The organism is Caballeronia sp. NK8, assembly GCF_018408855.1.
GTDB lineage: Bacteria > Pseudomonadota > Gammaproteobacteria > Burkholderiales > Burkholderiaceae > Caballeronia.
The window spans coordinates 410,695-435,466 of record NZ_AP024328.1 but is presented as its reverse complement, the minus strand read 5'-3'; the positions used below and the strand labels follow the sequence as shown (position 1 = coordinate 435,466).

Annotated in this window: 22 protein-coding genes; 16 read left to right on the top strand and 6 right to left on the bottom strand. The window is 60.1% G+C overall.

Annotated elements, in window-relative coordinates; genetic code table 11:
* Positions 1-2,404: 2,404 nt before the first annotated feature.
* From NK8_RS42695 to NK8_RS42630, 14 genes are all read left to right on the top strand, one after another.
* On the top strand, positions 2,405-3,109 hold the full coding sequence (locus NK8_RS42695) for a type IV secretion system protein (RefSeq protein ID WP_213234658.1): 705 nt from the start codon (positions 2,405-2,407) through the stop codon (positions 3,107-3,109).
* 86 nt (positions 3,110-3,195) lie between these two features.
* Entirely contained in the window at positions 3,196-3,984 is a 789-nt protein-coding gene (locus NK8_RS42690; protein WP_225936703.1) for a TrbG/VirB9 family P-type conjugative transfer protein, read from the top strand.
* Positions 3,985-3,986: 2 nt separating this feature from the next.
* Positions 3,987-5,237, top strand: coding sequence for a TrbI/VirB10 family protein (locus NK8_RS42685; protein WP_213234656.1), 1,251 nt, complete (start codon positions 3,987-3,989; stop codon positions 5,235-5,237).
* Entirely contained in the window at positions 5,230-6,030 is an 801-nt protein-coding gene (locus tag NK8_RS42680) for a transglycosylase SLT domain-containing protein (protein ID WP_213234655.1), read from the top strand. The genes NK8_RS42685 and NK8_RS42680 overlap by 8 nt, the downstream gene beginning before the upstream one ends.
* Positions 6,027-7,301: a TrbG/VirB9 family P-type conjugative transfer protein gene (locus NK8_RS42675; protein ID WP_213234654.1), complete on the top strand. Its 1,275-nt coding sequence runs from the start codon at positions 6,027-6,029 to the stop codon at positions 7,299-7,301. Before NK8_RS42680 ends, NK8_RS42675 begins: the two co-directional genes overlap by 4 nt.
* The gene (locus NK8_RS42670) at positions 7,298-7,720 is read left to right on the top strand and encodes a lytic transglycosylase domain-containing protein (RefSeq protein ID WP_213234653.1); all 423 of its coding nucleotides are present in this window, start codon (positions 7,298-7,300) and stop codon (positions 7,718-7,720) included. The genes NK8_RS42675 and NK8_RS42670 overlap by 4 nt, the downstream gene beginning before the upstream one ends.
* A gap of 47 nt (positions 7,721-7,767) precedes the next feature.
* Positions 7,768-8,385 carry a toxin co-regulated pilus biosynthesis Q family protein gene (locus NK8_RS42665; protein ID WP_213234652.1) on the top strand — a complete coding sequence of 206 codons (618 nt, stop codon included), beginning with the start codon at positions 7,768-7,770 and terminating at the stop codon, positions 8,383-8,385.
* A 5-nt stretch (positions 8,386-8,390) separates the two neighbouring features.
* Entirely contained in the window at positions 8,391-10,019 is a 1,629-nt protein-coding gene (locus NK8_RS42660) for a type II secretory pathway protein (protein ID WP_213234651.1), read from the top strand.
* A 19-nt stretch (positions 10,020-10,038) separates the two neighbouring features.
* Complete coding sequence (locus NK8_RS42655) at positions 10,039-11,319, top strand: hypothetical protein (RefSeq protein WP_213234650.1); 1,281 nt, start codon at positions 10,039-10,041, stop codon at positions 11,317-11,319.
* Positions 11,320-11,353: 34 nt separating this feature from the next.
* The gene (locus NK8_RS42650; RefSeq protein WP_213234649.1) at positions 11,354-11,923 is read left to right on the top strand and encodes a hypothetical protein; all 570 of its coding nucleotides are present in this window, start codon (positions 11,354-11,356) and stop codon (positions 11,921-11,923) included.
* A 3-nt stretch (positions 11,924-11,926) separates the two neighbouring features.
* A complete protein-coding gene (locus NK8_RS42645; RefSeq protein WP_225936702.1) occupies positions 11,927-14,356 on the top strand; it encodes an ATPase, T2SS/T4P/T4SS family in 2,430 nt (809 codons plus the stop codon).
* A gap of 12 nt (positions 14,357-14,368) precedes the next feature.
* Positions 14,369-15,487, top strand: coding sequence for a type II secretion system protein (locus tag NK8_RS42640; protein WP_213234648.1), 1,119 nt, complete (start codon positions 14,369-14,371; stop codon positions 15,485-15,487).
* A gap of 10 nt (positions 15,488-15,497) precedes the next feature.
* Positions 15,498-16,112, top strand: coding sequence for a type 4 pilus major pilin (locus NK8_RS42635; protein ID WP_213234647.1), 615 nt, complete (start codon positions 15,498-15,500; stop codon positions 16,110-16,112).
* Between the two features lie 15 nt (positions 16,113-16,127).
* Positions 16,128-17,435, top strand: coding sequence for a hypothetical protein (locus tag NK8_RS42630; protein ID WP_213234646.1), 1,308 nt, complete (start codon positions 16,128-16,130; stop codon positions 17,433-17,435).
* A gap of 732 nt (positions 17,436-18,167) precedes the next feature.
* Here NK8_RS42630 and NK8_RS42625 read toward each other — a convergent pair.
* From NK8_RS42625 to NK8_RS42600, 6 genes are all read right to left on the bottom strand, one after another.
* Positions 18,168-19,160 (bottom strand): CAP domain-containing protein, encoded by a 993-nt coding sequence (locus NK8_RS42625; protein WP_213234645.1) that lies wholly within the window; start codon positions 19,158-19,160, stop codon positions 18,168-18,170.
* 209 nt (positions 19,161-19,369) lie between these two features.
* Positions 19,370-19,744 (bottom strand): hypothetical protein, encoded by a 375-nt coding sequence (locus NK8_RS42620; RefSeq protein ID WP_213234644.1) that lies wholly within the window; start codon positions 19,742-19,744, stop codon positions 19,370-19,372.
* Positions 19,745-19,747: 3 nt separating this feature from the next.
* Complete coding sequence (locus tag NK8_RS42615; protein ID WP_213234643.1) at positions 19,748-19,918, bottom strand: hypothetical protein; 171 nt, start codon at positions 19,916-19,918, stop codon at positions 19,748-19,750.
* Positions 19,919-19,943: 25 nt separating this feature from the next.
* Positions 19,944-21,137 (bottom strand): FlhC family transcriptional regulator, encoded by a 1,194-nt coding sequence (locus NK8_RS42610; RefSeq protein ID WP_213234642.1) that lies wholly within the window; start codon positions 21,135-21,137, stop codon positions 19,944-19,946.
* 78 nt (positions 21,138-21,215) lie between these two features.
* The gene (locus tag NK8_RS42605) at positions 21,216-22,454 is read right to left on the bottom strand and encodes a hypothetical protein (RefSeq protein WP_213234641.1); all 1,239 of its coding nucleotides are present in this window, start codon (positions 22,452-22,454) and stop codon (positions 21,216-21,218) included.
* Positions 22,455-22,853: 399 nt separating this feature from the next.
* Positions 22,854-23,540: a nuclease-related domain-containing protein gene (locus tag NK8_RS42600; protein WP_213234640.1), complete on the bottom strand. Its 687-nt coding sequence runs from the start codon at positions 23,538-23,540 to the stop codon at positions 22,854-22,856.
* Between the two features lie 387 nt (positions 23,541-23,927).
* Between NK8_RS42600 and NK8_RS42595 the strand changes: the two genes are divergently transcribed.
* Positions 23,928-24,227: a hypothetical protein gene (locus NK8_RS42595; protein ID WP_086973869.1), complete on the top strand. Its 300-nt coding sequence runs from the start codon at positions 23,928-23,930 to the stop codon at positions 24,225-24,227.
* 108 nt (positions 24,228-24,335) lie between these two features.
* On the top strand, positions 24,336-24,770 hold the full coding sequence (locus tag NK8_RS42590) for a hypothetical protein (protein WP_062255929.1): 435 nt from the start codon (positions 24,336-24,338) through the stop codon (positions 24,768-24,770).
* Positions 24,771-24,772: the final 2 nt, after the last annotated feature.

Below are 24,772 nucleotides of genomic sequence, written 5' to 3'. Positions count from 1 at the left end.
GAGTGGTTCGTGTTGAAGACAGGTAGACGCGACTATCGGACATAATGGACTACGCGTCAAACCATATCTGTAGGCCATAGGCCGCCTCGGCAAGCGTGTTTCGCACGCGCTTGCCGTTCGCCTCCCTCAGGCCATTGACGAGAACGCCAAAGCCTCGGATGGCCTACGTTTATGGCTCAAACTCGGCGAATTTAACGTCTTGCTTCGACGAATAATCGGCGCCAGAAACGTAGGCCATACCATTGCAACGGTGCTCTCGGCGCGGAAACGTAGGCCAGAGAACGGGTTCGGAGTGCCGTTACCCCAGAAACGTAGGCCATTCTACGGGGCACGCATAGCCGCTGCGCTGGGCAGGCCACCAAAACAGGCACTTGGACTTCCGCATAAATGTAGGCCATAAGGCCGAGCGTCTTGCCAACAAAGCTCGGCCATCCCGCGAGCGCGATTGCCGATAGCCGTAGGCCGCACCGCGACCGAGCTAACACCATAAATGTAGGCCATTCAGCCAGCGCAAACCGGAGTTGCCCATAGATGTAGGCCATGCCACGCTTCGCTGAACAGTTGCACCGGAAACGTAGGCCATTCGCGGGGTCCTTTACGGCCATTGATGTGTTGGCGAGCTGCTGGCACTGAAAAAAAATCCCGGGAATCAACACCTTATGAATGCCCGGACCGACGATGCGCTGCCAGGGAATGCCGTTCGGGCTGGACCAAGCGCCCACGCGGTCTTGGCGCAAGGCAAACGAACTGAGCTCGCAACCGCATGTGGTGTCCGCGTGATCCCAGCAGACCTGCCAAGCAGGGACGGTTGGGCAGAAGACCCGCAATACGGTGGTCAATGGACTACAAGTATGTGGTGCCGAGGGGTATGGCCTACAGTTCTGGTATCACTAGGAACATGCGGTTTTTTTTTCATACGCATTTGATGGTCGACTCGAATCTTAGTTAACAAACTCCAATCAAATCGTTAACTTGTTTTAAGTTATTGAGCCTACTCGCTTTTTTAAACTATTGGCCTACGTCCGTGGTGACCTAAGTCACCATATCCGCGGGCCATAACCCCCAAAGCCTACATCTGTGGTCTGCAATGGCCTACATTCTTGGTCACAAAGGCCCACGTTTATGTGCTTTGGCCTACAACCGTGGCCGTAGACCATTGTGGATAAGTACATCCGGGCCGGTCGCCGTGTCCCACATACGTAGGCCATGCGTACCAGACGAGCTTACGCCAGTTCATGCGGACCTTAAGTTTTGTTTCGGGGCTGCGACTCGCGCCACGTACGCTCGCGCAGATTGTCGATTTCGCCTCAGCCTCCCTTGACGCACGCGCGGGGACAGGAAGTCTCTGGTTCGCTCAGACAAAGGCTACAACAAGTCCGCGGACGATGGAGACGCTATCCAGAGAGTGTCCCGCTTTCGTCGTGCCCGACGTCACATCCTTGGGCCCGTCGGGAAAAAATTTGTCAGGAAACGTGCCGATTTTATGCAGTAGCGGGACGACTTCGACGAACATCCGGTGACACAGGCTTTCTGACGTCGTCAGCCACGCCGCGAAGCAACTAGCTTCTCAGGCTGACGAACGCTATCGCGTACATCCGAGCGTTGTTACAACGGCCAATCGACTATGCGTACCTCGCCAAACGATGCGACGAGCAAGCACAGCAAGTGTCGGAAGTTGCCGAACGTCGAAGGGCACTGGAGGAGCGTGAAGACCAATTGCGCGCCTATGTGGGAAGCACCTTCGAGTCGGCAGACGGTGCCCTGTGGACCGTCGAAGAGGGCGTCCTGGTCCGAGAGGACCCCCGACGGCGTTAAGGCCTCGACACCATATGGACATGCGTCGGTGTTCGTTGCCGCGATAGTGGGCGGCAGGATGCGCCGGGTGCCGCGCGACCTCAGCGCAAAGCGGCGGCCGCCAACTGAGACCCCTCGTGGACCGGTTTAGGGACGCCCATGCGAGAAGCCTCTTAGCGACCCTTCGAGAGTCGCTGAAAGTCAAAACACTTTGCCGATAATCGGTGCCTTGCATGCGGCAATGGTCAGGCAACGCTATCCGGATAGCGTTGCGAAGGTGCGCGCAGTTCAGTAAGTCCTTGAGTATTAGGAGAAAACCTTCGCCCAGACGGTGTGCCAAGTTATCCCCCCCCCTGTTAATTGGCACACGCTTGCTGCTGAGCGTCCTGCGCGATACACCAAATTTGGCGGCTGGGAGAACCCAAAAGCTACACGTTTTTATGCTTCATTCCCGGAAACGGCCGCTATCCGGATAGCGTTACCGTAACGACGAGTCGAGTAGGTTCTCTCGCGGAAAGCGTGCAGTGCAATGACGCACAAAACTCACTGTCTTTCGGAGAAAAATAGCACGCGCACGCTGTTTCAATGGTGACCATTCCAAAGGGTTGCCATGCGTCTTTTCAAGAACAAGCGTCGGGTCGCGCTGTCCACGGCCCCCGGCTCATACGCCGAAGAAGATCCAAGCAAGGTAATTTTCGAGACGAGCACACGGCTTAAGCTCGAAGCTAATCGCTGGATGCTGATTTCGTTCGGCCTGGCTGTCGTTGCGGCCGGCGCTGTCTGGACGCGGCAGCCTCCGCCTTCGGTCACTCGCGTCGTCGGTGTCTCTGCCGATACCGGCGGGCACCCGATCGTGACGGAGCTCGTCGCCTACAAGCCCGACTCGCAAGCGGTGCGCACGACGGTCAAGGAAATGGCGATTCGCTGGTTCACGATCGAGCCGGTGCTGTCGGACCGGCTCGAGACTTCGCGCATGACTGCCAACATTAATTCGGTGAAGGCGCAAATGATCGGCGCGGCAGCCGGTCAGTTCCGCGACTGGCTGAAGGCCGACACTCCGTTCCAGCAGATAACTGCCAACCCGAAGCTGATTCGTGAAGTCGACGTGCGCAACATCGCGTTGCTCGAAGACTCGACGGTTCTCGTTGAGTTCACGACGACCACCTCGCAGGCTGGCGCGACCGGCAAGCCGGACGTGAAGTCGTACGCACTCACGTTGCGCTATCAAATTGTCGCGCCGACTGCTGAACAGGCGTTGACGACGAACCCCTTCGGCATCTTCATTCCGTTTTTCCGCCTCGAGCGGACCGCATAAGCATGACCGCAACCATTCTCAACAAACAACCGGTCATCGGCATGTGCGTCCTCGCCGCGTGCGCAGCGCTCCTTGCTCAACCGGCTATGGCCAAGAAAGCCGCGAGCGACTCGGCGTTCAATGCCGCGATGGTCGCAGGCGACCCGATGAGCCCGATCAATCCGTTCAACGGCGGCGCTGATCCTTTGACGATGCCGGGCGATGCGCGCATCGGCGTCTTCCCGTACAGCCGCGACCAGATCTACCGCGTGCTGACCGCACCGCTCAAGCTGACGACGATCGAACTGGAAAAGGGCGAGAAGCTGATTGCTGACCCCGCGATGGGCGACAGCGTCCAGTGGGAGATCGACGACGACAAGATGAACCATGTGTTCATCAAGCCGCACAAGGCCGATCTAGTCAACACGCTGCATCTGACGACTAATCTGCGCGAGTACGACTTCACGCTTATCGCGTCACCGGCGGGCGGGATGTTCTATCAAACGGTGCGCTTCCAATACCCGCGCGCGCCAATGGCCCGCGTCAGCGCACGCGATGACGCGACGGCGACTGGCGGTCGCGGCGGTGTCGATTCGGGAAGCATCGGTGTTGCGCCGGACAAGCTGAACTGGGACTACAGCGTCGATGGCCGCGCCGAGTTCACGCCGGAGACAGTCTTCGATGACGGCCACGCCGTCTGGATGCGCATGCCCACCAAGGCTCAGGAGTGGCCGGTTCCGTTCATTCTGGACCACGGCGATCGCGTCGTCGCGAACTTCATCCGCCGCGGAGACTTCCTCGTCCTGCAGCGTCTGGCCGACGAGATCGTCCTGCGTTCCGGCAAGGACGAAGTCACGGTGACCCGCGGCCGCCGCCGCCTGTTCGGGGTGTTTTGATCGTGGCGAAGAAACCGGACTCGGCTACACCCAGCGCGGAGCAAGAAGCACTCGTCAAAGGCAAGACGCCCCGCAATGCGATCATGAGCATCGGCATTCTGGCTGCGGTCGTGATCGGCGGCCTCGGCTTCTACTATCAGCTTCAGGCGACGAACAAGGCCGACGAAGAAGCTCGCATCAAGAAAGCGACGGCGCTTAAGTCGAGTACGGAGACGCCGGCTGCTGCGAACAACAACGACATCGACCAGATGATCCGTCAGCAGCGCGACGCAGCGGCGTCGGAGGCTGCCGCTCGCGCAGCGTCTGAAGCAGCGGCTCCGAAGCCCGCCGTCAAACCGATGCTGACCGGTGCGGACTTCAAGGAAGAGGTCGCAGGCTCGGGCACGGACACGCGCGAGCTTTCCCGCCAAGCGGCGCAAGACGCGATCTATACGTCCTCCATCTTCAAACAGGCAGGCGCATCGCGTTCGGCGAACTCGGCGACTGGCGTACTCCCCGCTGGCGTCCCTTCGTTGGACGAGGTACGAGCTGCTCGGAACGCTGCGGGAGCCAACACTCCCGATGCGATGGCGATCGCCTTGGCGAAGCAGGGCCAGGCACCCGAAGATCGCGACCGCGCCTTCCTCCGCGATGCGGGTTCGCGCGGCGGCATCGAACGGACAACCTTCAATGGCTGGTCGACGGGCTGCACGTTGACGCCGCCGCACGTTATCCACGTCAAGACGGTTGAGGGGCTGAACTCGGACAAGCCGGGTCGCGTGGCGTTGATGGTGGACGAAGATGTGTATGACAGCCTGCGCGGCGACTGCTTGATGATTCCGAAGGGCGCGTTCATCAATGGCATGTACAGCGCGGACGTCAAAGTGGGGCAAGAGCGCTTGCTCGTTGCTTCGACGAGTCTGCGTCTGCCCAACGGCAAGAGCGTGCCGCTCAACGGTATGCAAGGTGCCGACCAGAACGGCTACGCCGGGTTCTCGGGCGATGTGAACAACCACTTCCTGAAAATCTTCGGCGCGGGCTTCATCACGGCGATTTTGCTGAAGGCGTTCGACAGCAGCTCTCAGACCGCGACGACCGCGACGCCGAACGGCGTCACTACTTATGGTGACACGGCGGGACAGGTGGCGGCGGCGACAGCTCAGACCGTCATGCAGCGCAACCAGAATATACCGCCGACCATCACCGTTGAGCCGGGCCAGAAGTTCCTGGTGCAGGTGACGCAGGACATCGTCATGGAGCCATACCATGACTAAGGCGTTGGCGGCTGCTTGCCTGTCTGCGATGGCGCTTAGCGCACACGCGGCGACCATCGATTCGATCATCAGCCCGACGCGGATCGTGCTCGACGACGGCATGAAGCGCGCGATCGTTGAACTGCCCGGCGAACCGGTCTACGCATGTGGACTCAATCCATTTTTGGCATGGGCTAACCGATTTGAGGGCCAAACGGTCGAGGCCACGGCTGGTGGTGTTGCAATCAATATCGACGGATCGCTTGTCAGCCTCGAAAGCCTGTTCGTGAAGGCGGGCTGGCTGCGCCCCGCGACCCTTACCGATGACGCTCAAGCGAGCATCACCGAGCGCCGAGGCGGCTGGTCGTGCGCATCCGCGCAGGCGCCGTTCGACGCGATGCACACATCGGTCGATCCGAAAATTCTGGCTGGCATCGCGCTTAATGAGTCGGCATACAACGGTCGCGCATGGCCTTGGACGTTGAATGTCGCCGGTCGCGGCTTCTTCTTTCGCACTCGCGACGACGCCTATCGCGCGGTCCGCTATCTGATTAGCAACGGCCGGTCGAACTTCGACGTCGGCATCATGCAGATCAACTGGGGATACCACAGTAAGCGCTTCACGAACGCTTGGGATGCTCTTGCGCCCGCGACAAACATCCGTGTCGCCGAAGACATCCTCAACGAGAACTACCGCCTCACGCACTCCGCCGTAAAGGCCGTCGCGTACTACCACAGCGCCAATCCCGCACCGGGCCGCGAATACCTCGCGCGCTTCGTGAAGCACCTCTCTCAAATCGAACGCGGTCTATGAAGCACACGCTCTCTCTTCTCACTCTCGCGCTGGCCGCGGTCACGCTTAACGCGGCGGCTGCTGGCACGGACCCGCTCGACTTTGACTATGAGATCGCGGGCAATGTGCTTGAGCGACCGGCACTCGTCTTCAACGACGGCAGCGACACCTATTTCCAGCCGCGTGCCGGTCAGTCGTTACGCGTGGACGGTGGACATAGTCAAGGACCGTACATCGTTGTGCCGGGTACGCCCGAGGTGATCCGTTACTCGGCGGGCGGCTCGAGTGCCACCGCGTATTGGAAAAAGGCGAACCGCTTCATCGGCGATAAGGCGCGCAGCGACACGCCCTCCGGTTTTTCCGGCTTCTCTGGCCGCCTTGCGTTGATCGGACCGCGCAGCAGCCTCGAAAGTACCCGGTCTTTGAACGCCACGCTGCCGCTTGCACAACTGGTCAAAGCGCTGGTGCCGCAGGGCTGGACGGGATCGGCACAGAAGGACATCGATCTGACGGCCTCGACGAGCTTCGGCACGCGCGATGGCGAGAACTGGATGCAGTCGCTCGATCGCCTAGTGGCTGCCTCCGACCTGTACGCCGACGTCGACTTCAACTCTCACCATGTAACACTTCGCCGCTCGGCTCCGCAGTCAGTGGCGGTGAACTACGTCGCGCCGGTGTCGCAGGTCGCTGCTGCTTCGGCGGCTGCTACTCCGGTGGCCGTGTCGAGCGCAGCTTCTGGGACAGACCCCATCGCAGACATCGCGAAGAGGGTCGCTGCTGACGCGCCGGCAGCATCTGGGTCCGTGCTTGCTGCCAAGTTCGGAGCACTGGCGATCCGCGATGGCGACGACAGCCATATCCAGATCAAGTTCTCGGCGAAGCCTGCTGCGGAATTGAAGGTGACGGGGCAAGACGGCAAGTCGCTGCGTCCGAAGTGGGACGACGCGACGGCCGTGGTGACGTTCAATCGCGCGGAGCGCTTCACGATCTCCAGCGAGACCGACAAGGTCGAAGTCGCCCGCGTCGCGGGAGCCGTCTATGAGTTCGACGCCGCGAATAAGGCTGCGCTTCAAAGCGTGTTCGACGAAAACGGCTCGACGTTCTTCAAGTTTGCCGACACCGTCGGCAAGGTGACGGTCGCCGACGTGGCGCACATGGGGTCGGGCGAGCAGAAGGGCCGCTACTACAAGTTCAACGGCACCGCCGAGCAGTTCATCGTCAACGCGGACGGCAACGTCGTCAACGTGCTGCGCAAGCACGATGTGCGCTTCTTCGATCGGCCCGCGTCATGAACCGATTGCTTCAAGTCTCGACGCTGCTCATTGCAACCGTTCCGTTCCATGCCTATGCCGATTGTCTTGACGATGCCGCGCGCTATCACCGCGTGAGCGTCCAGGTAGTACGCGCAATCGCGCAGCAAGAGTCGGGTATGCGCCCGTATGTGACGAATCGCAATACCGATGGAAGCGAGGACATTGGCTTGATGCAAATCAACTCATCCTGGCTTCCAAAACTGGGTCGCTTCGGCATCACTCGGCAACACCTGTTCGACGCCTGCGTGAACGCTTATGTGGGGACATGGATCCTGGCTTCCAACATCAAGCAGTTCGGTCCGACATGGAAAGCGGTCGGTGCCTACAACGCAGTCTCGTCAAATAAGCAACTCATCTACGCCAACAACATTTACCGCCGCCTGCAACGCGCGAACTGACCAACATGACGCCTACTTATTCTCTTCAAACGCATCGCACCGCGCGCATGGTGGCTCACTTGTTCGCGTGTCTCGCGCTCACGACTGTGCCGGGTCTTGCGGCGGCCGAGCCTGATCAATCGCGCCTCGCACCGCCGCCCGGTGATGGCTGGCAACTCCTCTCGGCACCCGCCGCTAAAGCCCCTGTGGCTTTAGTTGCGATGGTGTCGCCGGTTGCTCCTGGCGTTCGTTCTGCCTCGGTCGCTCCCGCTTCGCCTGCCTCTCCGGCCGCGCCCAAGGCCGATGTCGGTGGTCCCGCGCCGGTTGCACTTCCGGGCGCTGCCGCGCCGTCGCCGGTTGGCTCGATGGACGTCGCCCCGGTCGTCGTGCCGTCGCAAGGTGGCGCAACGGTGCTTAGTAGCGTTCTATCTTTCTCGATCACGCCGCAGGACATCAACCTACGCAATGCGCTCGATCGCTGGCTGCAGCAGCAGGGCTGGCAGCTCGCCTGGAAGATCGACGACGACTTGCCGCTCGAGTTCAACGCGACGTTCTCGGGCGACTTCAAGTCGGTGCTCACGCAAGTGATGCAGGCGACTAACCACATGCGCACGCCCACGCGGGTTTGCAAGCACACCAATAACGTAATCCGCGTCGTCGCACGCGCAGCCAACTGCCAAGAGTAATCGTCATGCGCCTCACGAAAATCAAATCTGCCATTGCCATGCTCGTGGCTGCATCGCTGACCGGCTGCGCGGTGTCCCAATCCGACGTGAACCACGCCTACGACGCCACCAACGCGGAAGCCACGCGCGCGATGGGCAACGGGCCCGAGTCGATGTCGCTCGTTGAGGAAGTCCCGACCGCGTTCCTCGGCGACCGGTTGGTGCCAGTCGCGTATGAAGCCACATTGCCCGCGATCTTCCGCGAGAAATCAGTTGTCTTCCCCGGCAATCTTGCGCTGTCGAAGATCGCCACGCTTGTCTCCACCGCTACCGGTTATCCGGTGCATCTGAGCCCGGACGTCTTCATTCCCCGCGATGCGCTGATTCCGAAGACCAACGGCGGGAACGGCCAGAGTGCCCCGATGCAACCGCAAGCGTTGGCGAAGTCGAATGTCGAGCCAGTCTATGCGCAGGCGTGTAACTGCAAGGTTGGCGAATACCTGCGTGGCGTGACGGAAAACCTTGGCCTCGACTGGACGTTCGATGGCAGCACCATTTCCATCAGCCGGTTCGTCACCAAGACGTTCACGATCGCGGCGATCCCGGGCAAAGTGTCCATCAAGTCGACGATGTCGAAGGGTACCGATACGTCGACCGGTAACCAGGCGTCCGGCGGCACTACTGGCGGCACGTCGGGCAACACTGGATCTTTCTCGTCGATCACGTCGACCGGACGCGATGGCACCTTTGACCAGATCGCGATCATCCAGTCCGAACTCGAAAAGCTGAAGTCGCCGCTCGGGGAAGTGGTCGTCAATCCACAAAGCCGCTTGGTGATGGTTCGCGACACCAAGGAAGCCGTCGATCGCATGGGCGCGCTGCTCGCGCGCGAGAACGCGATTTCGACGCGTCAGGTCGCGCTGCGCGTCCGCACGCTGCAGGTGGATCTGAGCAATTCGTCGCAAGCCGGCGTCAGTGCGGACATCGTGTTCAACCGGATCTCGGACGGTCTGAAGCGCTATTCGATCACGGTGGCTTCGCCTACCTCGTTGGCAACAGCGATTGGCGGCACTGTAGGCCTGTCGGTCTTGAAGCCCGGCTCGCCGATGGAAGGCACCAACGCGATCATCAGCGGCCTCAACGCCTTTGGAAAGACGGTACAGGACAACACTCAGACGAAGCTGACTTTGAACGGCCTGCCGGTGTCCATCGGATCATTCGAGACGAAAGGGTATTTGGCAGCCACCACGCCGAGCGTTGGCTCGATCGCCGGCAGCAGCGCGGGCGTACCGGGTCTGCAGCCGGGCTCGGTCACTGTGGGAGACTTCGTGAACATCCTGCCGTCGGTCAACGATCACAACCAGATCATCCTGTCGTACTGGAGCGATAGCTCGAAGCTGAACGGTCCGTTCACCACCATCAGCACCGGTTCAGGCGCCACGCTGCAGCAGATCCAGTTGCCTGACATCCTCGGCAATAAGGACGACCAGACCATCGCGCTGTCCGATGGACAGACCGTCGTGCTGTACGGCGCGGTGAGCAATCGTTATGACGGTAACAGCAACAACGGCATTGGTGGTCTCTCGGGCGCATGGAATAAGGGCCGGACGTTCCAGGTGATCATGCTGACGGCGACCGTCGTCCCGTCGATGTGAGCGCGAGGTAGTCATCCCCATGCACTTCGAATCCATACCGGGAGAAAAGGGCGCACTGCTCGTATTCGGGCTGGATTGGCGCGCCTATTCCGCCAAGGGCGCTCGCGCCGAACGCCGACACTACGTCGAGGAGTCCGGTGCGACGCACTACACCGAATACAAGGCGAATGACGAGACCATCGTCGGGTTCTGCGAACTCGAATCTGCGCATCGCAAGGGCGGCAAGCTGTACTCCGCTGCGGCGCGTATCGCGTCGTTAGACCGCGTTCGTCGGCGCCCGGCGGTACTGGTTCTCATACAGAACGATGAGCGCGTGCATTTGGTGCTCGTGCAGCGCGGCGCTGTCTCGCTCGATCAGGAAGTAGCACTTAATGCGCTTGCCGATCGGCGAGACGAGATCGAGGACGGGTGCGCCAAGGCAGGGCTCGAACTGGCGACCCTGGGTTACGGCGCGCAATTGCACGCGGTAGATGAGTCGTTCGACCTTCGCGAGCTGCTCGTCGCGCGCAAGGTCGGGCTAATCAAGAAGGTCCCGGTGGCGGTACCCACGACGGTGCCGTTGCTCGTCATCCTCGCTGCCGTGTTCTTCGGCGGCAAGCAATTGATTGACGTGCTCAATCCGCCCCCACCGCCGCCCGCGCCCCCGCCGACGTTCATGCAGGAGTACCAGTCCGCAGTGATGCGCACGTTTGCCGCGCCTGCTCCGCTCGCGAACCAACTCGCACCGAAGCTGCTGGCTAGTTTCGGCGCGCAGGAAACCAACGTCGCGGGATGGCAGTTTCAAAAAGCGTCCTGCACGATCGCGGGTCCCTGCATCGCAACCTACAAGCGGCAGGGCGGCACGTTCAAGGAATTCGACGCACGCGCGCCGGAGTCGTTGCGACCGGTCGTCTTCAATCCGGACGGTTGGCATCTGACTGCGCGTGGGCCTGAAGTGACGGTCGCTGAGCGTGTCGCGCTCGCCCAACATAAGACATGGCCGACTCAGCAGGCACTCATCAAGGCATTGCAGACCGATCCGCAAAAGCTTTCGACCAAGCCGGACACGCTCGATAGCCACGGTTATGTCGTTGATATCAAGCCCGCCGAGCGCCTCATTGCGCGACAACCGACGGCGGGCGAAGTGCAGGGGCCGCTCGTGCAGCGCGGCACGTGGCAGATCGATGGATACAAGTGGCAAAGCGCGCTGCTCGCGCGCCTGCCCGACAACATGGCACTGGACACCCTCGACGTTGAGCTGAAAGAGGACGGTACCGGGGTGCATTTCACTGCGAAGGGTAAATACTATGTTCTCAACTAAGTGGCCAGCACGGGCCGCCTGCTTCGGTGCGCTCATGTTCGTCGCCGGCGCGGCGGCTTCGCAGGAAAGTCATCTCACGTTGGACGACATTGACAAGCTGGCGCGCGCAAAGCTCGTCGACTCAATGCGAGGTCCGCAAGGTGGTCAAAGTGGGCAAGGCGGAGCAGCGGGACCGGGCAACGGCGTTGGCCTTGCCTCGCCGCTCGGCGCGACGCCCGCGGCGGTGACGGCGGCCCCACCAGCCGCGCCCAAGTCTGAGCACAAGCCCAGTGTCCCGTTCAAGCGCGTCATTCCAGCAACCTTCGTTGGCGCGTACTCCGACATGTCCGGCTCCTACGTGCTGTATGACTATCAAGGCACGACCTATACCGCGCGGCGCGGCAGCCGGTTGCTCAATGGCTGGACGGTAGCCTCCATCGACGGCTTCACGGTCAGTCTTGTCGACGGCAAGCGCCACTGGACAGAGACCATCGCTGCGCCCTCCGACGCGCCCGCCGCGATTCCGGATTCGCCAGCCGTCAGGGCGATCACTGATCTGTCCTCGCCGCTTCCACCGGGGGGTGTCTCATCGACGGCTTCCACCTTCGTACCGTTTGGGAAATAAGAAATGGGTCTTTTCGCACAAGAAGAGCAGGGCACACCCGATGCTCCGCCCGGTGGCTTCCTGAAGCGGTTCCGCGCACCGCGCTCGAGCTTCATTGAGCCTGGCACGGGCGCGGAGCCGAAATTCGCATCTGCTGAGCCTGTTGCCGGAAAGCGGAAACGGCGAGATAGAACTTCCGAAATGGCGGCGGAGCAAGCGTCGCCGGTGAGCACGCGCGCGGTGAACCCGCAAGTCACATTTCTCGGTCGCGCGCTATCGGGGGGTGACATCGAAGACGTCGAGAGCACAGAGATCGGCGCCGACTGGCACTCGCCGGCGCAGGCGGTGCCCGAGAGATCCGAAGCTCCGGTGCATGCGGCCGACGACGAAGTGGCATTTCGCCCGTTTATCCCGCCCAGTTTCGAACGGCCAACCTTCGCGAGTATGTCTGCGGCGATGGCGGCCAGGGAGCGCGGCGACTTAGTGCATGGTGTGCCAACGGCCGAAGCGGTGCCAGCAGCTGCCCAACCGAGCTACGAGGCGCGGCCTGAGCCGCAGCCGATGGCCGCGCCGTCGGAGACCCTTGGGCATCGTAACGTTGCGGCGGACGTTGCGCCTTCTGACACACGCCTCGCGGCTGGTGCAAGCGCCAACCCGCGTGCGTCCGAGAAGCAACCGGATGTGTCTCAGCGGCCCATCGCCTTGGACGAGAAAAAGTCCATGTCCGCGCCCACTATGGAAGAGCAAGAACAGCCAGCGGACGACGAAGAACAGCTTGAGGGCAGTGGGCTGTCATCAGGGCGGCCGGAACTTGTGTCGCCCGATTCCCTTCCGGACTTCAAGCGTATTCTCACCGTCGCGGACGACGATGCCGCGCTGCGCATTCCCGCGGCCGCCCGCAAGGAGTTCGTCGCCGTTGAGCTTCAACCGGGTGTGGCGATCACGGTGGCCACCGCGCGATTTTCAGAGAAGGCGCAGTACGCGACCTTCATCAAGGATCTGGGCGCCAACGACATCCTCGTGCGCGAGGAAATGATCGCGACCGATGCCGTAATCGCCGCGATCTATTCGGGGAAGGCCGCTGCTTCCGCGAACTCTACTGTCCGCGAAGCGAGCCGGGCGATCGGCAATTTCCGGGACATCGTTGAGGCCGCACACGCATACGGCGCGAGTGACATCCATTTTGAGCCACGTGAGTTTCACAACGAGGTCGAAGTCCGTTTTCGCGTGAACGGTGACATGTACACGTTCAGCCGCATGCCGAAGGCCATCGTTCGTCGCGCCTTGTTTGCCGCGTACAGCGACCTCGTTCAGCGCAACACGAACTCGGGCAACAGCTTCCAGCCGACCGCGCCCCAGTCGGCAATGATTCCGTTGGTGGTCAAGACGGACACCGTCAACCTGCGCTGGCAGTCGTCTCCGCTGGTGGGCGGGTATGACGTCACGCTGCGTCTGCTCGACGGCAACTTCAAGAACTATTCGGTGCTGCTGCCGAAGGACATGGGCCTGGAGAAGAGCCAGCTTGAGCTGATCGAAACGCTCAACTATGTGAGCGGCGGCATCACGGCGCTCACCGGCGAGACCGGTTCCGGCAAGACGACGACGCTGCGCGCGCTCTCGTACATGCTGCCGGATCGGGAACTCAAGAAGCAGTTCGCGGTGAACGAACCGTCCGAGTATCCGATGCCGTGGCTGTCGGACTACTCGATCATCCGCCGCCCGGACGAGACCGACGATGAAGCGAACCGCAAGTACGCGGAAGTTATTCGAACGCTGATGCGGCAGGACCCGGACGATTTGACCATCGGCGAAGTGCGCGACCGCGTCGTGATGGGACTGGTCGCGGAACTGGCGCTGACCGGTCACCCGGTGCGATTCTCGCTGCACGCGGGCGACATCATCGCTGCCGTGATGCGTATGGCGGGAGGGCGACTGCAACTGCCGATCGACGAGCTCGCCTCGGAAGGCTTTATCAACGCCGTCGGCAACCAGAAGCTCATCCCGACGCTTTGTGAGCACTGCAAGCTGCCGGCTGAAGACGTGATGCCCAAGGCCGACCTCGAAGTGCTGCGCACGAAGTTCGGCCTCGACACCTCGGCGATGGCGTGCCGCAACTACGACGGTTGCGAGCACTGCCGACTTAAAGGGCTTTTCACGCGCAACGGCAAGGTGGCAGGTGGCACGAAGCGCCCGTCGCTGGCGGCCGAGCTGTATCGCCCGACCCCGGAATTTCTGGAGCGTGTTGCCGAGCGCGACTGGGCGGGTGCACGCTCAGTTTGGCGCGGCGCGCGTCGTACCGGGTTCGATAACGCGGATATGAATGGAAAGACGCTCTATGAACATGCTCTTTTCAAGGCTTCGCGCGGTTTGATTGACCCACAATTCATCAATCGCTCGATGCAGTCGTTCGCGCAGTACCGCGTGATGCCCGGCGTCGATGGCTTGATGGTCTAAACCTAATCCTCCATGATCACCACGTTCGCAAAGATGCTGCCCGTGCGGCAGCAGTTGGTCGTCGCGCGCTGGCGGTTTCAGAAAGTCCGCGAGGACTTTTACCGCGAGACGCGGCTCGATATCGCCGCGAAGGGCCTGCGCAACACCGAGACGCTGTTCGACCGGCTTGAAACGTACGAGAAGCGCAGCCGTTCACGAGGCAAGCTCGAGTGGCGTGTGTTCGCGCGCATCCGCGAGACCATGCAGCGCGGGGAAAGCTTCGCGCTTGCAATCAAGCCATACGTCCCTGGGGACGAGTACGCGCTGCTGGACATCGCGGACGAGTCTTCGCGCCAAGATGCGGTCGTTCGGGGCTTCGAGCTCGCGGAAATGGCAGCGAAGGCCAAGCGCGTGCTGTCGTCGACCACCTCGGTGCAGATGGCATACCCGGCGTTGCTGCTGGTCTACATGTACGCGTACTGCATGCTGTTTGGCGGTGTCATTTTCCCGCAGGTGCTTGACGTCCGGCCGCTCGACCAATGGCCCGATCTTGGCCGGTTCCTCTATCACGTCGACACGTTCTGCTACGAGTACTGGTGGCTCACGCTCACGGCGATGATCGGCCTTGTGCTCGCTTATTTTTCGAGCCTGAAGCGTTGGTCTGGACCTCTTCGCGATAAGTTCGACCGCATGCCGCTGCTCTGGCGCAACCGCCGCGACCTTCGCGCGGCGCTGCTTATTGTTTCGCTCGCGGGCCTGTTCGACTCCAACCTCACGCTCCGTGCGGCGCTGGACAGGCTTCTCAAGACAGCCGATCCGTGGCTGCGCTGGCATCTGAAGATCATGGATCGACGCTTGACGGCCCGCTCTGATGAGCCAATGAGGGCGCTCGACACTGGCATCTTTTCGGTCACGATCGTCGACACAATCACCGACGCGGCGGGCCGCGACCAGTTCGAAGCGGCCATCAAGAGTCTAGGCCGCGAGTCGCTCGATCGCGTCGTTGAAGCGGTGAAACGTAACGCCCGAATGACCCACTTTATCCTGCTCGGCTTTGCCGCTGCACTGTTTCTGACCCTCGGCATTGGCTCATACGTCGTGACGGGTGCCGTCAACCTTACATCGGGGAATCCCGCCGCTTCAAGCTATTAAGGAAAAGAAAGTGACCAACGAAAACACGCAAGCAGTTCAAGTCGACCCGATCAAAGAACGCCGGGCGCGCATTCTGAAGATTGCCCGCGCGAAAAAGCAGTCGGGCGAGCTGTCGATGATCGAGGCAGGCGCGGTGATGGCTGGCGCCGCGCTGCTCGCGCTCGCCGTCTATGCGGGGGGCAAGTATGTGCTCGATCTGATTCATTCGTCTCAGTTCAAGAGTGAAGCACAGATGTTTCACACCGGAATTCTGAACGCGACGCAGAACGACGCTGATTTTTCCTCGGAGACGCTAACGGTGCTCGCGCAGAATCACGCCTTCGATTCGGCGGGCTCGCGCGTCGCCTCGGACAAGTCGGCGGTCAAGGGCATGTTCAATGGCACGGTGACGGCGGCTGTCGGCACGCTCACCACCGCCAACGATTCGTTGATCCTGACGTATCCGGTGACATCGACGGTCTGCTCCCTGAGTGCGGCTGCGCTGATCACCGTCTACACGCAGGTGACCGTCAACGGCACAACGATCTTCTCGCCGACGGTCACGTTCAACCCGCAGACGGTCGCCACTGCATGCGCATCGAACGGCGCGATGGCGTCGATGGGACTGTGGACCACCCGTACCTGATCGCGGACCGCCGACATGGGAAGCATTCTTGAGATGTTGATCGTCCTGGTCGGCGCGGCCTTGCTGACGGTACAGGGTATCAAGGAAGACATCGCTGCCAAACGCCAGAATCTGCTGCAGATCGAAGGGCAGAACATCGCGTCGATCAATTCGGCGCTTGGCAGTTACATCACCAACAACTACGCATCGCTTATTCCAGTGGGGTATTCGCAGACGACGTCAACGCCCATCGCCGCGCCGACGCTGGCGCAACTGAGCGCGCAGTCGAACAACAAAGTCACGTTCAAGAACGGGCCGTTCTGGGGCGGCACTTACCAGATCGCGTTGGCCGTTGTACCCGACAACTGCTCGACCGCAGCGGGCAATTGCCATATCGCCTCGCAAATCTATCCGAGCCTGCCGCTTATCAGCATGACGGACAAGACGGCCGACATTGCCGGCGCCGGTATCCTAGCTGCCGCCGGGGGAGCGCAGTTCGGCTACTCGACAAACCGAGCGCCGGCGACGGTCACCGGGATTCATGGCGGGTGGACATTGCCTAATCCAGTAGGTAGCAAGGCTGGGATGGTGCTTGCGATCAACGGTTTTGGTGCGGACGGTAATTCGCCTTATTACCGGCGTGACGGCGCGCTACCGCTAACTGGCACGATGAACGCGAATAATCAGGACATCCAGAACGCTGGAAATGTAACCGCGAAGACGCTCAAATTGCCGGCTGGTAACACCCTGCAGATGGCCAACGGAACCATCTACTATGGCGACGACACGAATGCGGCGGTTCGTACCAAAGGTACGCTGTATGTCCAGAACTACTCGGGATCAGCTCCGGCTCCGATCAGCGTCGGCAACGTCACTTCGAACGGTACGGTAAGTGCGGTCACGGTGACGGGGACTACAGTGAACGCCACCGTCGCAAACATCAACTCGGCGGCGTCGAACTGCTCGTGGAACGGCGTGACGATCCGAAATAACCAGCTTTTCGTTTGCAACAAGTTCGGCAACTGGGTCGGAGCTAGCAGCCTCGTTAGCAATCAGTCTGCCGATGCTCAATACAGCGGTTGGTACAACGGTTGGGGAGTCTATCCCCCCGCATGTGGACCAGGTGGGTCGGCATGGTATCGAATCACTCCGCAATCAATCACAACTGACTACTCCAACCGTAATCCGCCTATCTCAGGGGCGCGTTACACGATGGGCTGGAACGGGTCTCAGTGGATCCTCCAAATCTACAACGTGCTAGCGGATGGTGCGAACAGTCTCATTCCAGATCAGCTTGGATTGCAAGCTCAGATAGACGTCGGCTGCACCTACGCCAATCAGTAAGGAAAACGATGAGAAGAAAAACAGCGGTTTCGCTGGCGGTGTTAGGGGCGCTTGTCGCGATTCTGACCGCCCCTCTTAGAACCAGTGCAGAGTGGGTTCAAAATCCAATCGGCGTGCCTCGCGCGCCGGGCTGCAATCCGGGGTATTCGTGGCAGAAACTTGGTGTGCGGTATCAGTGCGCCACGCCACAACCTAATTGCGCATACGGCTTTGCTAGTGGACCAGTCTGGACAGGGACAGCTTGGAGTTATTCCTGCAATGTACCTCCCCCGCCAGCGTGCCAGAGCGGGTACACCCAAGCGGCTGCGCCGTCGTGGAACGGCTCGGCGTGGGTCGGACAAGTGTGCACACCGAACGCCCAACAACCGGGAGGGAACCCCGAGGCAGCCTGCCGAGCCTACGTTACTCAGCAACTTGGATTTTGGCCTGGGTGGGGCCAGCAGAACTCAGTTTTCAATGACGGCACAAACACTACCTATATTACAAATACTTGGAACACATCCTGGAACACCTACGAGTACGCGATGTGCAGTGCTAATAACAGCAGCGGCGTCGTAACTGGCTATGATGTGCAGGGTTATGGCGACACCGCTGGCTCGGGCGGTTGAGGCGATCGTTGGGATCAAAACGCCTTTCGGAGCTTTCCCCAGGGGCGTTTCTTCCAGCCTTTGCAAACAATAAGAAAGCCGCCAGATCGACTGGCGGCTTTGGTTTTCTGCGAAGCAACTTTTGTTAGCCGACGATGTTGCCGGTCGTGAAGCTGAAGGTACGCGAGAACGCGACACCGTTAATCGTACCCGTGAGGGAGACCGTGTATTGCGAGTTCGGAGACAACGGCGTGGTCGGGTACGCGACGCCCTGGTACGGCAGCAGAAGCTTGTTCGGGTCTTTGGCCGAATCGAGAACCTGCAAGGCGATCACGTGCCCCGACGCATCCGTCATCGTGCCCGTTTGCATAACGATCGTATCAGTCGCGTTGCCCGCAACCGCTACCGGCGTACCCCAATTTCCGGATGTTGCGGGAGGGGTCGGGATTTCTCCAGCCGACGTGTAGGCAACGCCGGTAGTCCCTTGGCACGGGAACGTCAAGGGAGCGTTTGCCGTGACCTGCTGAAAGTTCGTGAGATGCAACGAAAACTGCTCTTGCGGGAAGCCGTTGTACGTTGTTGCGACCTTACCGATTCCGACCGTGTTCGCAGGCGAGGCCGCAATGCTGATATGGTACACGCCCGACTCAAACTCATAGACGGCTCGCTGACCATAATCTACCTCCGTCAACGTCGCGTTCGTGTAATAGCCACCCGACACGCCGATGGAGCCGTTGTTCGCCGTGTAGCCGAAATGGGATGCGCGATCAACGAAAGTCGCGCCTGTGAAGCCGGGATTGCCCGAGACTTCGGTGTCGGTAATCACATTATTCGATGCAAGATACTGCGCGTGTGCTGCCGTCGCCTGATCGAGCGCCGTGTTCTCCTGCAGGGCCGGGAAGCCGCATTGCTGGCGATGTTGGTTGAGCAGGTTGAACGCGGCCAGATGGAAGCTGTCGGCCGGGTACTGAGGCGTCGTCAAGTTCGCCGGATTGGTTGGAGTCGCGGGCGTGCTGGCACCGCTTGCCGGGGCTGCAGGCGATGCATCGCTGCTACCACCACCACCGCCGCAAGCAGCCACCAAAAGCGATGCAGCGATCGCGGCCATCGAAAGTTTGAAGCTCTTCTGAATCGTCATTTGTTGTTTCCGATCTAGTTGTTGCAGTCGCCCCCGCGATCTGCTTACTTTCATCTTATCGAGCGGTGTTCGAAGTCAAGGCGACTCGGAAGTCCGCCACGAAACCGCTTTCCTCGTTGGCAAATTGCCGTTGGCCAATCGGCGGCGCAGGCATTGTAATACCCGGTAAGGGGTCGGAATTTGCACCGTTGTTTGATCGCAACCGTTTGCTATCGCGTCTGCCCGCGAGCGCGAAAGTGCTTCACCCTCAAGGCGACGAAAACGACGCCGAGCACTGCAGCGACCGCGACGGGCTGTGTCGCGCTCACTGAAGAGAGGAGTGCGGTGCCGCCCCAAAGGAGAATGGCGAAAGTCGCGAGCGCGCCGAATGCTTTGCTTTTCGACACGGCCGCGAAATGCCGCCTGCCAGAGCCGAATCTTTGCGCGAAGCGAATGTTGCTTTGCTCAAGGTCGAACAGCTCCTGCGACTGCACCGTTGCGCGATCGGCGCGGTAGTGCCTCTCGTACCTTTGGAATCGCGCGTCGCCGCGGCCTTCGAGCCACGCGGCGGCGCTGTCTGAAAACAGGTAAGCGAAGTCCTGCATGGCTCAATGCGTCACGTCGGAGTGAAATTCGATTGCACCGATTGCGTCGGGAATGCAGCGTCCGTCGCACTCGGCGTAATACGCGCCCGTCTCTAAGTCGAGCCAGCCAAACTGCGCGCGGCCGTCCCGGGAAAAAACGACTAGACCGGCCTCGACCGAAAATTCGTGGGACATTCTGCGCACCTCCTTTTTCTAATGATCACTTGCTCTTTGAGCGCTTTTTTCCCTTGCTTCTCGGTTCGGTACGCGGCTTCAGGTCGTACTCACAACCCGGGCAGACGAAGTCCTTGGCCAATTCAATCCTGCCTTCGTCGTTCGACAGGATGTACTCGGTCCCGCAAGTTCTGCACGGGGCGAGATTAAGCCTCGAATCCGTCGCCATAGAACGTGTGAGATGGTTCGCGCGATCGGCTGACACGGTGAGGCGAGAGCCGAACATCTTGTCCAGTACGTCGTTGGATGCGATCAGTGCTTCGGGAATATTGGCTCCGTTCTTCAGCGCGCATCGGTAAAGCCATACAAGCATGGTTGCCTGCAGGCGGTGAACAGGTCGCTCGACATACCACGTCAAAGAGCTTGCGCTGTTGCCGCAAGGCGAGCTGACGCCATGGATCTGGCGGTAGGTGTTGCGAGTGATGGCGGAGTTGAGAGCGAACAAGTTGGTCGCCGTTGACGCCCGGCAGCCCTGCGTCATCATCAAGCGAGCGTAGACCTCCCGCTTGGCTCGGTCGAGCCGCAAATCGGACCAAAGATTCTTGTACGGGAGCGCGCTCGACTTGAGTCGGGACGTGCGCATGACATAGTGCGCCGCTGCCTCCTCACTCAGGTCTCCAGCGGAGTATTCGAACCAGAACAGGTTGTCGTCAAAGCGCCATCTGTATAAAGGGAAGCGAATTCCGCCGATAGCTGCTTCGAGACGCCCGATCGGCAAAGCCATCAGGTACTCCGCCAGCTCAAACGATATGCCAAGCAGCGGGGCCGCCAAAACGTTCTGGTGCAGGACGTCCTTTAAAAGCGAGACGTAGGTACAGTTGTTATGGAAGATGTCGCGGGCCGTAACGTCGTCAACGAAAGGCATGGCCGACGAAAGCTTTGTGACGGTCTGCGACAACATGATGCCGTCGACGAACGTTTCCCAGTCGCGCGGGTCTTGGAGAGCGGGGGAAAGCGCCAGAAACGGCATGTTCATCAGCTTCGCCATGGGTGCGGCGTGGGCCTTGAACGTTTCCATGTTCTCGAACGAGACTCCGAAAAATGCTTCTGCGTCACTGTAGCGGGCCAGCACTTTGTGCATGACAGCGGTGAGCCGGTAGTTGGTCCGCTGGATCTTCTCGGCAAGATACTTGGACAGCGGAATGTTGGTCTCGACGTGGTCAAGGATGTTAGTCGACATATCTTTATTGTTTTCGCATCAGTTACTGCGGAAGCAACCCCGTTCGCTTCCGCGCTATCTGTTCACTACTGGGTGCCGCTATTTGCGCAGTGCCGTCTCGATTTCGGTGAGGTGCTTGCGCATCATTGCCGCAAGCGTTTCGATCAACGGCCCATGTTGTGCCGGACCATCGCACGCTTGAACCGCCACTTGAGCCGTCGACAGCTTGCCGGCGAAAATCTCAAATGCGGACATAGCGTCCTGCATCGCCGCCTGAACGCGGTTGGCCGCTTCGATGGCGTCCGCCTCTTTTTGCCTTTCCGCCTCCAGCCGGGCCAGCTCTGCGCGCCGCTCGGTCAACTCTTCCTCGATGGCTTTCAACTCTGCGCTGCGCTTTTCCAAGGACTCGGAGATGCTGGTATAGCCTGCCGGCGCCGTCGGCACTTCCTTGACCTGGACCTCCGGCTTCCGATTGAGCAAGGCGTTCCTTTCTTCGTTCAGCCTTTGGATCTCCTTGTCCTTGTCTGCAAGATCTTTCTCAAGGTTGGCGAGGCCCGCCTGCCGGCCGGTGTAGTAGCTGTCCATACGCTTGAGCTGTGCCTCTTTGTCAGCAATCAACTTGGCAGTCGCGTCCAGCTGATCTTGCAGGCGGCGAGCTTCATCCTCTGCGACACGATGTGCAGTCTTGCTCTCTTCGAGAAGCGTTTTGTAGTTCTCGACCTGAACATGCCTGTCTGCAAGAGCCTCTTCCTGCTTCTGCAGAGTCGCCAGCATCTTGCGGATGTCCTCGCGAGTCATGTGCTCGTTGGCCTTCTTTGCGGCGAGAATCGTTGCGACTTGCTCGTCGGTCACGTGGTCGGCCGCCAGGATGTCGAGTTCGCCGACGTTGAAAACTCGGATAGCCTCGGTGTTGTCGATGAAGGCTTCGTAGCAACGCATGTACTGGCGCGCTGCCGCGTACTTCACATTGAGCGCGCCTTCGAAGAACTTGTAGCCCAACGTCGCTGCTTTTCGCACAGTGCTGGTTTTGTTGCCCGCCTTGGCGATCATCGAGTTCTTGATCAGATGCATCGTGTTGATAAGTTGGCCGCCTATCAACTGAAGGTCAGTCGAAATCCGCGCTCGCGCTTCGGCGATCGCCATCATGTTTTCGACGATCTGAAGGACGAGTTCCGCGGAATCTTCGCCGGCGCCGAAAAGCTCTCGCGCAACCTTCTCGATCTTGGATCGGTCAGCGCTGCTATGGGCAACACCACCTAAGATGTCGTCCATCGGATCGTGGACTTCGGTCTTTCGCAGTTGGAGGTGTTTCTTAGAATCGTCGTTGTTTGTGGCCATAACTTCTCTCCGGATTGTGACAGCGTTCTCGTGCGCTGCGATCAAACGCCGCGAGGGCTTCGCTCGCGGATAAAAGGGTCATACCGGTACACACCCAGGCACACTAGAGGGCAAGAGCCTTTGCCGCAGTCAGTCGCTGCCTTCTCTCATCCTGTGCAATCCGTCGGTGCATCTGCCGCTCCTTCCGCTCGACATGTAAGCGATCGTAACGGCGCCTTCGCGAACGTCCGATGGTAAAAGACGCCGTTTTTTACCCGTCTTTCGATCTCAGAATGCGAAAGGCGGTGTTTTTCGGCACTTTCGCAAACGATTAACGGTTCAAAGTTGCAACACTTAAGCGTTTTTTAAGAATTTACATGGAAGCAATTACCTAGGGTCAGCGCTTGAAACTTTCGGTAATTACCGGTATCGACGCTTGGCCCGAACCTTGTGCGCGATGAAACCATCAGGAGAATCGTCCGCGTACATGAGCACCGCGGCACGCGCCTTCGCGACGTCCACAGTTGACCTGCCGCCGTACGCCGCGCGCTTGGAACGCAACCAGTGTGGAAGGTCGGCCAACGACAATAGATCGGTCGAAAGCTCCGGATGCAGGACGACTTCTGGCGACACGAATAGACCCGCGCCAGCGACCGGCCACATAGCAGGAAGCTGCTCTCGGAGGAAGCGGATCTTGCTGCGGTTCTGCTCGATCGGCGAGCGTCGGTCTTCCGCCTTACCGTTGGGCGCAGTCCGTGTCAGGGTCCCGGGTCGATTCGACGGCGCGATGCGGCCGGACCAATTCTTCGTCTCGAAAACGAAGACGCCGAACGGCGTGATCGCGAGGTGATCAATCTCTGCGGTAGGGAACGCAGTCCCGGGAGCGTGTTCTATCAGTAGCGTCCCTTCGTGCAGGTAAAAATTATCGCCGCACAGCCATTTGAGGGTCGTTCGAAGCTTTGCTTGAGCCAGAGCTTCGCCGGCCGCACCGATATCGTCCGACGAGCGTTTTGCGCGATGGGCGCTGCGCGAACCGGATCGGCTGAGCCGCTTTATGGCTTTGAATACGCGGTAGCCGCCGACTGCGACAAGCATTTCGAAGAACATTCGCTGCCTCCCTGTTGAGCATGTAACTAGCATGCCAAGGGCAAATGGAAGTCAAGGGAGCACCGCGGCGCTGCCACGTTCCGCGCCGAAAATCGAAAGGCGGTGTGAAATTGGAAGCTTTTGCGCGCACGCGCTCGCGGCCCACCGCGTAAATTGCCTGTTATCCCCGCGTCACCGACGCATCGACCCAAGCCGCCGCTGAGCATGAGTGCGCGCGCTTGCGATCTCTTCTTTCATCCGCAGTGAGCTGCTTCCGCCACGCCTTCATCGAGCCGTGACGAAAGCGTCTCTCCGCGCGCCCGTTTTTCCTGCTCACCCGAGCATCGAAAACCATCCAGCGTTGTACTGGATGGACATCCCCTAGTGCGTCTTTTTCTGGAGAGAAAAATGCCGAAGCAGTTAGTAATGAAGGCGATGAAATCGCCCGGCTGGTTGGTCGCTGTTTGCTTTGCCCTGTGGTTTGCCGCGCACTCGTTCTTCGCCTTTCTGTTTGTCTCCTTCACCGTCGCGGTCTGGATCAAGAGATCCATTAAAGCGGCGTTGAAAGAGGAGAAAGCTGAGGATTCGAAGGCGCACGCGCCCGCCGTTGTCGCTCCGGCTACCGCCGACGCCAATGTCACGCCCATCAAACGTCAGTACGCCAAGTCCGCAGTGGTCGTTCCACTTAAGACAGGCACCGACGACTAGTCGCTACGCCTGAATGTCAAGACTGCCCGCGCGGGCGGTCTTGACCCCTCACCCCAACGGGAAACCATCCCGTTGCGGGCATGGGTTCCCGTTTATTCGGAGATTCCCATGCAAGCAGAAGTAGCAGCATGGCAACTGGACATGTTCGACGCTCCTCCTGCGCCGATTACGCGTGCCCGAGCCAAGCCTGATCCTCTCCCCGATCCGCATCTGTGGAGCGAGGCGGTAAAAGACAAAATGGTCGACGCGTTGATCAGTCTTGCGACTGACAGCAGACGCGGCGACAACATGCCCGAGTCGTTGATGGACTGCGCTGTACTGTTCAGCGAGCGACTCAGAAACAGAAAGAAGATGGAACTCGAAGACTACCGAGCAACGCTCGGCTGGGTCATGGAGTTCTGGAGCGGGGCGCTGCCGTATCGGTTCGTCTGCCAGATCAACGGCGTCGATCCCGAGTTCTTGCAAGACGTCATCCTGAGCAACCCGCTGCTCAAGCGCGACATGGAAGAGGTGCGTCGCGAGTGCTTCGGCACGCTGGTGTAGGA

Bases quoted from the DNA above. Each gene is read 5' to 3' on its own strand.
- NK8_RS42590 (WP_062255929.1), top strand. From the start codon at position 24,336: ATGCAAGCAGAAGTAGCAGCATGGCAACTGGACATGTTCGACGCTCCT.
- NK8_RS42655 (WP_213234650.1), top strand. From the start codon at position 10,039: ATGCACTTCGAATCCATACCGGGAGAAAAGGGCGCACTGCTCGTATTC.
- NK8_RS42625 (WP_213234645.1), bottom strand. From the start codon at position 19,160: ATGACGATTCAGAAGAGCTTCAAACTTTCGATGGCCGCGATCGCTGCA.
- NK8_RS42675 (WP_213234654.1), top strand. From the start codon at position 6,027: ATGAAGCACACGCTCTCTCTTCTCACTCTCGCGCTGGCCGCGGTCACG.
- NK8_RS42610 (WP_213234642.1), bottom strand. From the start codon at position 21,137: ATGTCGACTAACATCCTTGACCACGTCGAGACCAACATTCCGCTGTCC.
- NK8_RS42595 (WP_086973869.1), top strand. From the start codon at position 23,928: ATGCCGAAGCAGTTAGTAATGAAGGCGATGAAATCGCCCGGCTGGTTG.
- NK8_RS42640 (WP_213234648.1), top strand. From the start codon at position 14,369: ATGATCACCACGTTCGCAAAGATGCTGCCCGTGCGGCAGCAGTTGGTC.
- NK8_RS42670 (WP_213234653.1), top strand. From the start codon at position 7,298: ATGAACCGATTGCTTCAAGTCTCGACGCTGCTCATTGCAACCGTTCCG.
- NK8_RS42660 (WP_213234651.1), top strand. From the start codon at position 8,391: ATGCGCCTCACGAAAATCAAATCTGCCATTGCCATGCTCGTGGCTGCA.
- NK8_RS42650 (WP_213234649.1), top strand. From the start codon at position 11,354: ATGTTCGTCGCCGGCGCGGCGGCTTCGCAGGAAAGTCATCTCACGTTG.
- NK8_RS42620 (WP_213234644.1), bottom strand. From the start codon at position 19,744: ATGCAGGACTTCGCTTACCTGTTTTCAGACAGCGCCGCCGCGTGGCTC.
- NK8_RS42645 (WP_225936702.1), top strand. From the start codon at position 11,927: ATGGGTCTTTTCGCACAAGAAGAGCAGGGCACACCCGATGCTCCGCCC.
- NK8_RS42600 (WP_213234640.1), bottom strand. From the start codon at position 23,540: ATGTTCTTCGAAATGCTTGTCGCAGTCGGCGGCTACCGCGTATTCAAA.
- NK8_RS42615 (WP_213234643.1), bottom strand. From the start codon at position 19,918: ATGTCCCACGAATTTTCGGTCGAGGCCGGTCTAGTCGTTTTTTCCCGG.
- NK8_RS42665 (WP_213234652.1), top strand. From the start codon at position 7,768: ATGGTGGCTCACTTGTTCGCGTGTCTCGCGCTCACGACTGTGCCGGGT.
- NK8_RS42695 (WP_213234658.1), top strand. From the start codon at position 2,405: ATGCGTCTTTTCAAGAACAAGCGTCGGGTCGCGCTGTCCACGGCCCCC.
- NK8_RS42605 (WP_213234641.1), bottom strand. From the start codon at position 22,454: ATGGCCACAAACAACGACGATTCTAAGAAACACCTCCAACTGCGAAAG.
- NK8_RS42680 (WP_213234655.1), top strand. From the start codon at position 5,230: ATGACTAAGGCGTTGGCGGCTGCTTGCCTGTCTGCGATGGCGCTTAGC.
- NK8_RS42630 (WP_213234646.1), top strand. From the start codon at position 16,128: ATGGGAAGCATTCTTGAGATGTTGATCGTCCTGGTCGGCGCGGCCTTG.
- NK8_RS42690 (WP_225936703.1), top strand. From the start codon at position 3,196: ATGGCCAAGAAAGCCGCGAGCGACTCGGCGTTCAATGCCGCGATGGTC.